The organism is Deinococcus phoenicis (assembly GCF_000599865.1).
Classification (GTDB): Bacteria; Deinococcota; Deinococci; order Deinococcales; family Deinococcaceae; genus Deinococcus; species Deinococcus phoenicis.
Genome location: NZ_JHAC01000041.1, coordinates 23,863 through 36,780 on the forward strand (window position 1 = coordinate 23,863; position 12,918 = coordinate 36,780).

Consider the following 12,918-nt stretch of genomic DNA (forward strand, 5'->3'; position numbering starts at 1 on the left):
GCCGTATTCTGGACTCCGTTCAAAAAGGAGGCGGAATGAGGGGACTCGGTCGGGCGGGACGTGGCTTGCTGTGGTTGATCTTGCTGGTGCTGGCGGTGGCCCTGGCGGTGGTGGTGTGGCTGAAGGTGACCTCCAGCCCGCGCGTGAGCGGGACCGTGACGCTGCCGGGCCTCTCGGGACCCGTGACGGTGACGCGCGACGAGTGGGGCGTGCCCCATATCCGCGCGCAGGCGTCGGACGAGGACGCGATGTACGCGCTGGGCTTCGTCCACGCGCAGGACCGCGCCTGGCAGATGGACTTCCAGCGCCGCGTCTCGCAGGGGCGGCTGGCCGAGGTGCTGGGTGAGGCCGCCCTCCCGCAGGATAAGTTTCTGCGGACCTGGGGCTTTTACCGCGCGGCAGAGAACGCCCTGCCCGCCCTCTCGGCGCCGACGCGGCGCATGGTGCGCGCCTACACCGCAGGCGTGAACACAGGCATGGCGCAGGGCCAGCACGCGCCCGAGTTCCGCATCCTGGGCTACACGCCCGAACCCTGGACCGACGTGGATTCCATCGCCTGGAGCAAACTGATGGCCTACGATCTGGGCGGCAACGCCGACGACGAGATTCTGGGCACGCGGGTCGTGAAACGTCTGGGCGAGGCCGGACTGAGCGAGGTGTTGCCGCCGTATCCACAGAACGCCCCCACCATCCTCAGCCGCGACGAACTGGGCCTGACCGGAAAGGCCCCCCTGACCGGGCGCGAGGTTGCCGCCCTTCCCGAGGCGACCCTGAAGGCCCTGCAAGCGCATCTGGACGCCGCCCGTTCGCTGGGCATGGAGCGGGTGCCCGGCAAGGGCAGCAACGACTGGGTGATCGGCGGCCGCCGCACCGCCAGCGGCAAGCCGATCCTGGCCGACGATCCCCACCTGGCCCTCACCAGCCCGATGCTGTGGTATCTGGCCGACGTGCAGGGGCCGAAGCTGCGGGCCATCGGCGCGAGCATTCCCGGCCTCCCCGGCATCGTGATCGGGCGCAACGACCGCGTGGCCTGGGGCGTGACCAACGTGAATCCCGACGTGCAGGACCTCTATGTGGAGCCGGAAGGCGCGCGGCTGACGGGGCGCACCGAGATCATCAAGGTCAAGGGGCAGCCGGACGTGCGCCTGACCGTCCGCGAGAGCACACACGGCCCGATCATCAGCGATGTGGGCGCGGGCGACGTGGGACCGCGCGTGGCGCTGAAGTGGACGGCGCTGCAACCCGGCGACACCACCCTGGACGCCTTCCTGGGCCTGAACTACGCGCAGAACTGGCAGGACTTCCGAGCGGCGCTGGAAAAGTACGTGGCCCCCAGCCAGAACTTCGTCTATGCCGATGTGGACGGCAACACCGGGTATTACGCGCCGGGCCGGGTGCCGATCCGGCGGGGCTGGGACGGCTCGCTGCCGGTCTCCGGTGACGGCAACCGCGAGTGGGCGGGTTATATCCCCTTCGCGCAACTCCCGCACACCTACAATCCCGCCGACGGCCTGGTGGTCACCGCGAACAACAAGCCAGTGCCCGACGCCTACGCCTTCGACCTCGCCAACATCCGCAACTGGGCCGAGCCGTACCGCGCCGAGCGCATCACGCAGTTGCTCACGCAAAAGCCGGGCGGCCTGACACTGGACGACGTGAAGGCCGTGCAACTGGACACGGTCAGCCTGGTGTGGCGCGACCTGAAGCCTTTTTTGCTCGCCACCCAGCCTGAAGGGGACCTCAGCCGTCAGGCGCTGGAGCTGCTGCGCGGCTGGGACGGCAACGAGCGGACTGGCAGCGTCCAGCCGACCATCTTCGAGGCGTGGCTCTCGGAGCTTCAGGCGATGGCGCAGGACGAACTGGGAGACGGGACGCGCGTCAACAGCCTGGCGGTGCTCAACCAGCTCCGGGCGGGCGGCGAGCTGTGCCGCAATGAAACCGCCGAACAACCGGACTGCGCCGCCGAACTGCGGGCCAGCCTGAAACAGGCCGTGGACCGCCTCGCTGCTCAGCTCGGCTCCGACCCCGCCGGGTGGACGTATGGCAAGGTCCACACTGTCGCCAGCAACCACCGCGCCTTCGGGGGCGTCAAGGCGCTGGCGTGGCTCTTTAACCACTCTGCGCCCACGAACGGCGGCACCAACACCGTGAACGTCGCCCGCCCCGATCCCGACACCATGCAGCAGACCCACGGCCCCAGCTACCGCCAGATCGTGGACCTCTCGGACATGAACCGCAGCGTGTACGTGGGCAGCCTGGGCCAGAGCGGCAGCCCCCTGGGCAACCACGTCACCGACCAGCAGAAGCGCTGGGCGGCCGGTGAGTACCTCCCGATGAGCACGCAGGCAAAGGACTGGGGCAAGACGCGGACGCTGACGCTGAAGCCGTGAACCAGGGGGAGAAAAGAAGCTGAGGCCCTCGCCCCGGCTTCTTTTTCATCCCTCACGGCTCCGCGCTTCCCCCTGAAGCGTCAGCACCAGCCGCCGCGCGCCGCCCTCACCGCGGTGTTCGCACAGGTAAAGGCCCTGCCAGGTGCCCAGCGCCAGCCTTCCGTCCCGCACCGGCAGCGTCAGGCTGGGGCCGAGCAAGCTGGCCTTGATGTGGGCGGCCATGTCGTCCGGCCCCTCCAGGGTGTGTTCGAACTCCGGCCAGCCGTCGGGCACCAGATGATCGAAGAAGCGCCCGAAGTCGCGCCGCACGTCGGGCGAGGCGTTCTCGTTCAGGGCGAGGCTGGCGGAAGTGTGCTGAATGAAGACGTGCAGCAGGCCCACCCTCAAGCGCGCGAGTTCCGGGACGGCGGCCACCACCTCCCGGGTGATCAGGTGAAAGCCGCGCGGATAGGGCCGCAGCCGCAGGTCGTGTTGTGCCCACATGGGGACAGGGTAGCGGGGCGGATGGTCCCGCGCTCTGCCCCCGCCTCCCGCCGCCGTCTCACACGGATTCCGGATAATCCGTTACGGCCCCTCCGCTCCGCTGCGGTGCCTTCACTCCTATCCGTCACCGTTTTTCCTTCTCCCTCCGGTCGGGTTAACCAGTTCTTTCATCACTGATTAACCGGAATCCTTATCATCCGCACCCGGTAGCCTGATCCCCACGCCATGCGACGCCTTCTCATCCCTGCCCTGTTGACTGTCCTGATGACCAGCATGCCCGCCGAGGCCGCCTCGTCCGTCACGCTCCCGCTGAACGTGCCGCTCATGGGGGTGCAGGAGGCCGCGAATAGCCGCGTGCCGGGCGAGTTCGCACGGCTGGACGAGACGCGGACCTTCCTGGGCGGCCTGCTGAGCGTGAAATTGACCGGAACCGTGACGCGCGCCGGACACGTCAGCGTGAAGCCGGCGCCGGAGGGAGACGCCCTGATCGTCAGCGTGCCGATCCGCGCCGACTTCCGGGCCGAACCGGCGGGCCTGGGATCGCTGCTGGCGCGGGATTTCGGCGGGGCGGCGACCGTCAGCCTGCGCGTCGCGCCCTATGTCACGCCCGAGTGGGAGGCAGGCGCGAAGGTGACGGGCGACGCCGTCTGGACCGACCCCCTCAGCGTGGAACTGGCGCAGGGCGTGAAGATCAGCGTGCAGGCGCTGGTGGACGGGCAGGTGCGCGCGGGGCTGGACCGGGTGGCGGCGGATGTGGCGAAGGCGGTGCGCGAGGGCGCCAACCTCCGCACCCGCGCGGGAACGCTGTGGGCACGCGCCCAGCAGCCCTGGACCCTCCCCACGCCCGACCCCGCCTACGCCCGCGTCACACCGCGCAGCCTGAGCGTCAGCCCCCCGCGCTTCACGGAAGGGGCGCTGAAGCTGACGGTGGGCGCGACCTTCGACCTGAACGCCGGGCTGGGACGGGCACCCGCCGTCTCCCCCACGCCGCTGCCGCCCCTGAAGGTCGCCGCGCCGCCCGCCCCTGGCGTCGAGCTGAGCGTGCCCGTGCGCCTGCCCTATCCCGAACTGTCCCGGGCCGCTACCCGTGCGGCGGGTGGGCGGACCTTTGCGCTGCCGGTGCCCCTCTCCCCCACCCTGCGCGTGCAGCAGGTCACGGTCACCCCGCAGGGGGGCAAGCTCAGCGCCGCCGTCCGCGTGGTGGTGTCCGGTCCCCTGGGCCTGAGGGTCCAGGCCACCGCCGACGTGACGGGCACGCCTGCCCTGGACCCCTCGGGCCGGGTCGTGACCCTGAGCGGCGTGACCGTCACCACCCGCCGCGAGGGTCTGACCGGGCGCGTCATCGGCTGACTGGCGGACGAGCAGGCGCGGGCGTATCTGACCCGCGCCGCCCGCTTCGACCTGACCCCGCAGCTGGAACAGGCCAGAGGGCAGGTCCAGTCCCGGCTTCCCTTCACGCCCGCTCCCGGCGTGGGATTGGCAGGCACGGTCGGCGCCCTGAAGCTCACGGCCCTGACCGTGCAGCCGGACGCCCTGGTCGTCACGGCAGCGGCCAGCGGGCAACTGCGGGCGACGGTGGACGCGGGGGCGGTGCGGTAGCAGCGGGAACACCAAGCGGCGCGGGAGCTGACCCCGCGCCGCTTGCAACCCCTGGGGCAGCCTCAGCGCCGCCCGAAGGAGGTCCCTCCAGCCGGAGGCGTCACGCTCGTGGCGGTGCGGCCCAGGTCGCCGCCGCGCCCGGTGCCGTCACGCCCCACGCTGGAGCCGGCGCCCTGGGGCTGGGCCGCGTAGCCCCCACCCGCCGGAGCGGTGTAGGTTGCCCCCCCGGTTCCCGCGTTCGGGTCGTTGGCGAGGCGCGCGAACTCCTTGGGGTCCACCGCGCGCTCGACGCCGGTGTCGTAACTGATGACGCGGCGGCGGTAGAGGTTCGCCAGGAAGGCGTCCATCGTGACCATGCCCTCACGCGCGCCGGTCTGCATGGTGGAGACGATCTGGTAGGTCTTGCCCTCGCGGATCAGGGACCGCACGGCGGGATTGGCGATCAGCAGTTCGTAGGCCAGCACGCGGCCCGGCCCGTCGGCGCGCGGGAGCAGCTGCTGGGTCATCACGGCCACCAGGTTGTTCGCCAGCTGCACGCGAATCTGCTCCTGCTGCTCTTCGGGGAACACGTCCACGATGCGGTCGATGGACTCGGGCGCGGAGTTGGTGTGCAGGGTGCCCATCACCAGGTGGCCGGTTTCGGCGGCGGTCACGGCGGCCTTGATGGTCTCGTAGTCGCGCATTTCGCCCACCAGGATCACGTCGGGGGCCTGACGCAGCGCGGCCCGCAACGCGTCGTTGAAGGTCATGGTGTCCGACCCGACCTCGCGCTGGTTCACGATGCTCTGCTTGTGCGTGTGCATGAACTCGATGGGGTCCTCGATGGTCACGATGTGCAGCTTGCGGGTGGTGTTGATGTGGTCGATCATCGCGGCGAGCGTGGTGCTCTTGCCGCTGCCGGTCGGCCCCGTCACCAGCACCAGGCCGCGCGGCGAGCTGGCGATATCGGTGATGTTCTGCGGCAGGCCCATTTCCTGCGCGCTCCTGATCTGGGTGGGAATCAGGCGCAGCACGCCCCCCACGAAGCTGCGCTGCATGAAGGCGTTCACGCGGAAGCGCGCCTTTTCCCCCAGCGCGAAGGAGAAGTCCAGCTCGCGCTTTTCCTCGAAGATGCGCTGCTGGCGCTCGTTCATCATCGAGTACATCAGCTTGCGGGTATCGGTCGCGGCCAGGACCGCGAAGCCGTGCGTCTCGTAGGTGCCGTGCAGCTTGAACTGTGGGGCCAGGCCCACGGTCAGGATCACGTCGGACGCGCCCTTCTCGGCGGCCAGACGCAGGATGTCGGTGATGTCGGCGGGGGGCTGGGTCATGGGGGAAACCTCGGGGTGGGGGAACAGAGAGGGGTGGGGACGAAAGGGGCCGCTGTTGCCGGGCGGAGAATGCCCTAGCTGCTCGTCACCGCCAGCACTTCTTCCAGGGTGGTGATGCCGGCCAGCGCCTTTTCGATGCCGTCCTGGCGCAGGGTCCGCATGCCGCTCTCCTGCATCGCCACGTCGCGGATCTCGGCGGCGGTCTGCCCGGCCCCGATGGCGCGGCGCAGGGGGTCGTCGATCACCATCAGTTCGTGAATGCCCATGCGGCCCTTGTAGCCGGTGCCGCCGCAGCGGGGGCAGCCGGTGCCGCGCATCAGCCCCGCGCCGCGCACCTCCGACTCGCTCAGGCCCAGGCGGCGCAGCACGTCGGGGTCGGCGTTGGTGGACTGGCGGCATTCGGTACAGACGCGGCGCACCAGCCGCTGGGCCAGCACGCCCACCACCGAGGCCGAGATGTTGAACGGCTCCACGCCCATCTCGTCGAGGCGGGTGATCGCGCCCGGCGCGTCGTTGGTGTGCAGGGTCGCCAGCACCAGGTGACCGGTCAATGCCGCCTCGGTGGCGATCTTGGCCGTCTCGGTGTCGCGGATCTCGCCCACGAAGATGATGTCGGGGTCCTGGCGCAAAAAAGCGCGCAGCGCGCGGGCGAAGGTCATGCCCGCCATGGTGTTCACCTGCGACTGCACGATGCCCGGAATCTCGTACTCGATGGGGTCCTCGATGGTCGTGGTGTTCTTCTCGGGCCGGGCGATGCGCTTGAGGGTGGAAAAGCTGGTAAAGGACTTGCCCGACCCCGTCGGCCCGGTGATCAGAAAGATGCCGTTGGGCTTTTCGATCACGTCCAGATAGCGCTGGAAGTTGTGTTCGGAAAAACCCAGCTGCTCGACTTCCGGGATATTGGCGGCCTTTTGCAAGAGGCGCATCACGGCCTTCTCGCCGTAGACGGTGGGCAGCGTCGAGAGACGCAGGTCGATGTCGATGCTGCCCTTGCGGAAGCGCACGCGTCCGTCCTGCGGAATGCGCCTTTCCGCGATATCGAGGTTGCCCATGATCTTGATGCGCGCGAGGATGCTCTGGGCGCTGCCCCTGGGGAGTTCGGGTTGCTCGCGCAGCACGCCGTCCACGCGGTAGCGCACCCGCAGGCTGCTCTCGGTCGGCTCGATATGGATGTCGGACGCTTCCTGCAAGGCCGCCTCGCGGATCAGGTTGTCCACCACGCGCACGACTGCGTTGTCGTCCAGACCCGCCGAGAGGTCAAGGTCAGCTTCCTTTTTCGCCTCGCGGCTCTTGCTCTCGGCGACCAGGCGCTGGTTGAGATTCGCCATGTCCTGGTTGCCGAAGTAGCGCTCGATCAGCCGGACGATGTCCTTTTCGGCCATCACGGCGGGGACGATCTCGCGCCCGGTGATCAGCTTGAGGTCGTCGAGCGCGAACACGTTGCGCGGGTCCTTCATGGCGATGACCAGCGCCTCGCCCTGGAGGCGGACGGGCACCACCGCGTAGCGCCGCGCGGTCGCCTCGGGGATCATCAGGGCCACCTGCGCGTCGGGCGGGTTCTGCACCGGGTCGAGGTACTCGTAGCCCAGCTGCGCGGCCAGCGAACGGGCCAGCATCTCGGGGCTGATCTTGCCGGACTGCACCAGGGTGTCTTCCAGGCGGCCCCCGCCCGCGTTCTGCTTCTGAAGGGCGGTGTCGATCTCCTCGGCCCCCGCGAAGCCCAGTTCCACGATCACCTCGCCCAGCGGCTTGACCTTGCCGCCGCGCGCCTGGACCTGGAGGGCCTCGCGCAACTGCGCGCGCGACAGGCTGCCCTGCTGGACCATCTGCTCGCCCAGACGGCCCCGCTGCGGGTAATAGCGCTCGATCAGGGCTTCCACGTCACGCGGCTTGGCGAGAACGAGTTGCACGGGCCGCCCGATCAGCGCCTCGACCTCGTCGCGGCGGCGCGGGTCGGTGACGACCACCGTCACGCCCTGCGCCGTCTCGTCCACCGGCACGGCCGAGAGGCGCAGCGCGTCGGCGCGCAGCAGGCTGCCCAGCACCTCCTCGCCGGGGTGAAAGTCGCGGGGGTTGCGCAGGTACACCGCGCCCGCCTGCTCGGCCAGCACCTCGTACAGCTGGTCTTCGGTCAGGACGCCCTGCGCCACCAGCGTGTTGCCCAGCGCCTCCCCGGTCTGCTGCTGCGCGTCGAGGGCCACCTGAAGCTGCGCGTGGGTCAGCAGGCCGCGGCTGATCAGGCGTTCTCCCAGCATCCCGCCCCCCGCCGGGCCACTTCCCGCCCCCTCGGGCAGCACGGGCGTCAGGCCGAGTTCCGGATAATAGGTGGCGATGGACCAGTGCACCTGCTCGCGCAGCGCCTGATACGGCTCGATGTTCAGGCCGCTGTCGTCCTCCAGCGCCTCCAGCGCCACGCTGGAAAGGGGGTCCACCAGCGCGACCCGCAGCGTCTGCCCCTCAAGCGCGAAGGGAAACGCCTGCGCCTGCTGCGCCGTCTGCGCCCGCACCGCCGACACGGCTTCCGCATCGGGGGTCACGACCAGCAGGTTGACCAGCGGAATGCCCAGCGCCTCCTCGATGGCGCGCGCGATGCGTTTCTCGCCCACCTGTCCGGAGTCGATCAGGATGTCGGCCAGGCGGCCCCCGACCTCCGCGTGGCGCACCAGCGCCTTTTGCAGGTCGGTGTCGTTGACGTAGCCCTGTTCGAGCAGGATCGCGCCCAGCCGCCGGTCACCAATCGAAAGTGCCACGCGTTGCCTCCATAGGTCCGGTTTCCAGGTGTGGGGTCTGCATTTGTGAAATCTCCATGGGTCGTGCCTCCCTGTGCGGGCCTGTGGTCAGGCCTTCCAGTCGTGTCCGTAGCGTCTGAGCACCGCGCGCTCCAGCTTGCGGGTCATGCGGGTGTGCGGCAGGGCGTTCACGGCCAGGGGCCGCACCAGAATGGTGTGCATCCCCGTCAGGTTGCCGCCCAGCACGTCGGTGAACAGCTGATCGCCCACCATGCCCACCTGCCGCGCGGGCAGGCCCAGGCTGTCCAGCGCCCGGCGAAAGGCGCGCGGGTTGGGTTTCCCGGCCATGCCCACCCCCTCGAAGCCGAGTTTCTCCACCCAGAAGCGCGCCCGCCTGCCGGTGGCGTTGCTGAGCAGATACAGCCGGATGCCCAGGCGGCGCAGTTCGGCGGCCCAGCGCATCACGTCCGCGCGGTCCTCGTAGCTGCCGTAGGGAATCAGGGTGTTGTCGAGGTCCAGCAGCAGCCCGCGCAGCCCGCGCGCCGCCAGAAACTCGGGCGTGATGTCGTGGACATGATCCAGCACGTCGCGGGGGCGCAGCAGGCTCATGCGCGCGCCTCCTGACCGGACGGCAACCCGATCACGGCCCACATCCGCCCAGTCCGGCCGGCGTCGCGGCGGTAGGAGTAGAAGTCGGCCTCGGTGCTGCACCGCCCGCTGACCCAGATGTTCTCCGGCCGCAGGCCCGCCGCCAGCAGCACCGCCCGGTTCGCCCCCGCGAGGTCGAGGTGCGGCCCTTCCCTAACCGTGGTCACGAACTCCCCCAGCCCCGCTTCCCGGAACTGCCGGGCCACGTCGGCCCCGACCGGGTACCGCTCGCCGCAGATGCCGGGACCGACCGCCGCGCGGAGGTGGGCGGGGGAAGCCCCGCGCGCCACCATCGCCTCGACGGTGCGCGCCGCGATCCGGCCCAGCGTGCCGCGCCAGCCCGCGTGCGCCGCGCCCACCACGCCCGCCTCCTCATCAGCCAGCAAGACCGGGTAGCAGTCGGCGGTGCCGATGGCGAGGAGCAGACCCGGCTCAGTGGTCACCAGCGCGTCTCCCTCCTGCACACCGGCGCGGGCCTCGCGCACGTCGGTGCCGTGGATCTGGTTCAGGCGGGCAATACGGGCGGCGTCGAAGCCCAGCGCGGCGGCCACCTGGCGGCGGTTTTCCGCGACCGCCTGCGGATCGTCCTCGCGGTCATCCAGGTTCAGCCCGGCGCTGTATTGTCCGGCATAGGCACCCAGGCTGACGCCCCCCGCGCGGGTGGTGAACGCATGGGGCAGGGGCAGCACGGGGGACCGCAGGAGCATCAGGGCATCAGTATCTCGCGTCATCTCTCACCGGATTCTGACGCGTCAATCCCCCGGCGGGGGCAGCGGCGCATGAGGCTTGTGGCCTGTCCTGTCCCGTGTCTCCGGTCAGGAGCGAGAGCTGGAGGCCGGACCTCCAGCCTCCACACGCGACGGGCCACGTGCGACCGGCCCCTTTTGCACCCGCTTCAGCAGTCACCCTCCCCGCATTGCTACAGTCGCCCCCATGAGCGTGACCGTAGATCTCTCCAGCAAGACCGCCCTGGTGATGGGCGTCGCCAACGCCCGCAGCCTGGGCTGGGCCATCGCGGAGCAGCTGCTCGCGGCGGGGTGCCGCGTGGGCTTTTCCTATCAGGGCGAGCGGCTCAAGCCCGAACTCGACAAGCTGCTGGCGGGCCGGGAAGGCGTGTGGTCCCAGCAGGCCGACGCCACCAGCGAGGAAGACCTGACGGCCCTCTTTGCCCGCGTGCAGCAGGAGTTCGGTGGGCTGGACTACCTCGTGCATTCCATCGGCTTCGCGCCGCGCACAGCGATGGACGGGCGGTTCATCGACACCACGCCGGAAGACTGGAACACGGCCCTGAACGTCAGCGCGTACACGCTGGTCAGCACCGCGCGGCACGCCGAACCGCTGCTGCGGGGGGGCGGCAGCATTGTGAGCCTCACCTACCACGCCTCGCAGCAGGTGGTGCCCAAGTACAACGTGATGGGCGTGGCGAAAGCGGCGCTGGAGGCCGCCACCCGCTATCTGGCCTCCGAGATGGGCGCGGCGGGCGTGCGCGTGAACACCATCAGCGCCGGACCGATGCGGACCATCGCCGCCCGCTCCATTCCCGGCTTCGGCAGCATGTACGAGAAGGCCGCCGCGAGTGCCCCGCTGGGCCGCAACGCCACCCCGGAGGAGGTCGGCAAGCTGGCCCTGTTCCTGCTCAGCGACCTGGGCAGCGGCGTCACCGGGCAGACGGTGTACGTGGACGCCGGGGCCAGCATCATGAGCATGAAGGTGGAGTAAGCCGGGCGCGGGACGCGGGAAAGGCTGTTTCTCACGGCCTCCCACGTACTCTCCCCCGCTATCATCCCCCCCATGACCCTCACGCCCACTGCCCTCGTCCTGCTCACCGCCCAGCGACATCACCTGGAAGAGGTGCCCTCCGAGCAGGCCGTGTCGCAGGCCTGGCAGGCGCGGGTGCGCTCTGCGCGGGCCGCCGGACACCTGATCGTGCATGTGCAGTGGGACGGCGCGGCGGGCACGGCGGGCGAGACCTTCTCGCGCGGATGGGTGCTGCACCCCGACTTCCGCGCAGAGGCGACCGACCTGCCGGTGCGGGCCACGGAACCCGACGCCTTCGCGGGGTCGGGCCTGGACGCCGAGCTGCGGGGCCGCGCGGTCCGCGAGCTGCACCTGCTGGCGCTGCCGGGGTCGGACGTGCTGGCGGCCACGGCACAGACCGCCCGCGCGCTGGGCTACCGGGTCGAGGTGCTGGAGGGCCTGCCGGGGCCGCTGCCCACGCCCTGAGCGGGTGTGCCGGTACGCCTGTCTAGAACCTTGGGCTAGCGGGCCGTTCCCGCTGGCACAGTGTTTTCCGGGGTGGCCCGCCCGGGAGGACCCCGGACGTTTTTGAAAACTGCTTTAAACTCCAGGGCAGCAGGCGACGTGCGCGCTACAGTGGCGGGCGTGACTTGGCTGAAGCCGGTGAGCATCGACCCCAGCGCGCAGGCCGCGTATGGCGAGTTTCTGCGCGATCTGGAAGCCCGCCTCGCGGACCCGCAGACGGACCGCTTCGTGCTGGCCCGCGAGGTGCTGGCGCAGGCGATGTACGGGCGCGAGTACGGGCAGCTCCTGGCCGACGCGCCGCTGGCCGCCCTGAACCTCGACGCGCGCAACGTGACCTTCGAGGCCGAGTACTACATGGCGACCGACGCCGGGAAGTTCGCGTCGGTCAAGCCGCTGCTGTGGCTGTGGAAGAACCTCGACCTCACGCCCGTCGGCCAGAACCCGGTGACGGGGATCCCGGTGCGGCGGCTGCTGGCCGAACGGATCTTCAAACGGGTGGGGCGCGACTTCAAGTGCTGGCCGAACGTGGAATTTTCCGTCGGCTACAACATGGAGGTCGGGGATGACGTGGTGGTTCACCGCTACGTCCTGCTCGACGACATCGGCGGGATCGAGTTGCAGGATGGCGCCTCCGTCAGCGATTACGTGAACATCTACAGCCACACCCACTCGGTGCTCGACGGCCCCGACGTGACCCTGCGCCGCACGGTGATCGGGCGGGGCGCACGCATCACCTACCACTCGACGGTGCTGGCGGGCAGCGTGATCAGCGACGACGCCATGCTCGCCACCCACGCCCTGCTGCGCGGCGACATTCCGCCGCACGGCATCGCGATGGGCGTGCCCGCCCGGGTCACCCGCTACAAGCTGCGGGAACCCGCCGAGTACAGCGTGGACGCCCGCAGCCATCCCCACGACCCGGGCCGCAAGGCCAACCCCCACTTCCCCGACCCCACGCCCAACCAGACCCGCAAGCCGACCCTGGAAGAGACGGGCGAACACTGACCCGGCTTCCGTCTGACTGGCCTTCCTGACTGGGCTTCCCGTGACTGAACCTTCCACCGCTCTCAGCGTCGGCGCGTTCCGGGAGCAGCTGTGGGACCGGCTGGCGGGCACGCGGGCCGTGACCTATCCGCTGCCGCCACACGGGCACCACCCCAACTTCGTGCGGGCGCGGGACGCGGCGCGGCAGCTTCTCGCCCACCCGGAGGTCGCGGGGCTGCAAACACTGATCGTCGGGCCAGAGCGGGTGCTGCTGCCGCTGCGCAAGCTCGCGTTGGGGGCGGGCGTCACGCTGTACGTGCCGCACCAGAACAAGGCCGGCTGGTACTGGCGGCTACAGGACCCGGCGGGCGCGCAGCTCAGCCGGATGGCGGCGGTGGGCGAACCCCGGCTCCGGCCCGAGGGCGCGCAGGCGGCGGTCCTCGCCTGCCTCGCGGCGGACCGGCGGGGGGGGGGGGGGGGGAAGGGCTTCGGGGGGGGGGGGCGGGGGGTGAG

General features: G+C 70.2%; 10 protein-coding genes and 1 pseudogene. 6 read left to right on the plus strand and 5 right to left on the minus strand.

Translation table 11 applies throughout. The annotated features are described in order from the left end of the window. The first annotated feature begins 35 nt into the window (after positions 1-35). The gene (locus tag DEIPH_RS12740; RefSeq protein ID WP_034358686.1) at positions 36-2,390 is read left to right on the plus strand and encodes a penicillin acylase family protein; all 2,355 of its coding nucleotides are present in this window, start codon (positions 36-38) and stop codon (positions 2,388-2,390) included. Positions 2,391-2,435: 45 nt separating this feature from the next. Here DEIPH_RS12740 and DEIPH_RS12745 read toward each other — a convergent pair whose 3' ends face one another. Next, complete coding sequence (locus DEIPH_RS12745; protein ID WP_034358688.1) at positions 2,436-2,873, minus strand: secondary thiamine-phosphate synthase enzyme YjbQ; 438 nt, start codon at positions 2,871-2,873, stop codon at positions 2,436-2,438. 273 nt (positions 2,874-3,146) lie between these two features. On the opposite strand from DEIPH_RS12745, the pseudogene DEIPH_RS12750 reads away from it, so the two are divergent. Further along, positions 3,147-4,472: pseudogene (locus DEIPH_RS12750) on the plus strand (DUF4403 family protein). 62 nt (positions 4,473-4,534) lie between these two features. Here DEIPH_RS12750 and DEIPH_RS12755 read toward each other — a convergent pair. From DEIPH_RS12755 to pgeF, 4 genes are all read right to left on the minus strand, one after another. Next, positions 4,535-5,782, minus strand: coding sequence for a type IV pilus twitching motility protein PilT (locus DEIPH_RS12755; RefSeq protein WP_034358691.1), 1,248 nt, complete (start codon positions 5,780-5,782; stop codon positions 4,535-4,537). A 74-nt stretch (positions 5,783-5,856) separates the two neighbouring features. Then, positions 5,857-8,532 carry a type II/IV secretion system protein gene (locus DEIPH_RS12760; protein WP_034358694.1) on the minus strand — a complete coding sequence of 892 codons (2,676 nt, stop codon included), beginning with the start codon at positions 8,530-8,532 and terminating at the stop codon, positions 5,857-5,859. 87 nt (positions 8,533-8,619) lie between these two features. Further along, the gene (locus DEIPH_RS12765; RefSeq protein ID WP_034358696.1) at positions 8,620-9,120 is read right to left on the minus strand and encodes a YqeG family HAD IIIA-type phosphatase; all 501 of its coding nucleotides are present in this window, start codon (positions 9,118-9,120) and stop codon (positions 8,620-8,622) included. Continuing rightward, positions 9,117-9,890, minus strand: coding sequence for a peptidoglycan editing factor PgeF (pgeF, locus tag DEIPH_RS12770; protein WP_034358698.1), 774 nt, complete (start codon positions 9,888-9,890; stop codon positions 9,117-9,119). Before pgeF ends, DEIPH_RS12765 begins: the two co-directional genes overlap by 4 nt. A 202-nt stretch (positions 9,891-10,092) precedes the next feature. On the opposite strand from pgeF, the gene DEIPH_RS12775 reads away from it, so the two are divergent. The 4 genes from DEIPH_RS12775 to DEIPH_RS12790 all read left to right on the plus strand — a co-directional run. Beyond that, positions 10,093-10,878 (plus strand): enoyl-ACP reductase FabI, encoded by a 786-nt coding sequence (locus DEIPH_RS12775; RefSeq protein WP_034358701.1) that lies wholly within the window; start codon positions 10,093-10,095, stop codon positions 10,876-10,878. 72 nt (positions 10,879-10,950) lie between these two features. Then, positions 10,951-11,382, plus strand: coding sequence for an isochorismatase family protein (locus DEIPH_RS12780; protein ID WP_034358703.1), 432 nt, complete (start codon positions 10,951-10,953; stop codon positions 11,380-11,382). Between the two features lie 159 nt (positions 11,383-11,541). Continuing rightward, positions 11,542-12,426: an acyltransferase gene (locus DEIPH_RS12785; protein ID WP_034358711.1), complete on the plus strand. Its 885-nt coding sequence runs from the start codon at positions 11,542-11,544 to the stop codon at positions 12,424-12,426. Between the two features lie 40 nt (positions 12,427-12,466). Next, on the plus strand, positions 12,467-12,918 hold a 452-nt coding region (locus DEIPH_RS12790), incomplete at its 3' end, for a 5-formyltetrahydrofolate cyclo-ligase (protein WP_161636067.1).

Coding starts and splice junctions, on each gene's coding strand:
- DEIPH_RS12740 (WP_034358686.1), top strand. CDS start 36: ATGAGGGGACTCGGTCGGGCGGGACGTGGCTTGCTGTGGTTGATCTTG.
- DEIPH_RS12745 (WP_034358688.1), bottom strand. CDS start 2,873: ATGTGGGCACAACACGACCTGCGGCTGCGGCCCTATCCGCGCGGCTTT.
- DEIPH_RS12755 (WP_034358691.1), bottom strand. CDS start 5,782: ATGACCCAGCCCCCCGCCGACATCACCGACATCCTGCGTCTGGCCGCC.
- DEIPH_RS12765 (WP_034358696.1), bottom strand. CDS start 9,120: ATGAGCCTGCTGCGCCCCCGCGACGTGCTGGATCATGTCCACGACATC.
- pgeF (WP_034358698.1), bottom strand. CDS start 9,890: ATGACGCGAGATACTGATGCCCTGATGCTCCTGCGGTCCCCCGTGCTG.
- DEIPH_RS12775 (WP_034358701.1), top strand. CDS start 10,093: ATGAGCGTGACCGTAGATCTCTCCAGCAAGACCGCCCTGGTGATGGGC.
- DEIPH_RS12780 (WP_034358703.1), top strand. CDS start 10,951: ATGACCCTCACGCCCACTGCCCTCGTCCTGCTCACCGCCCAGCGACAT.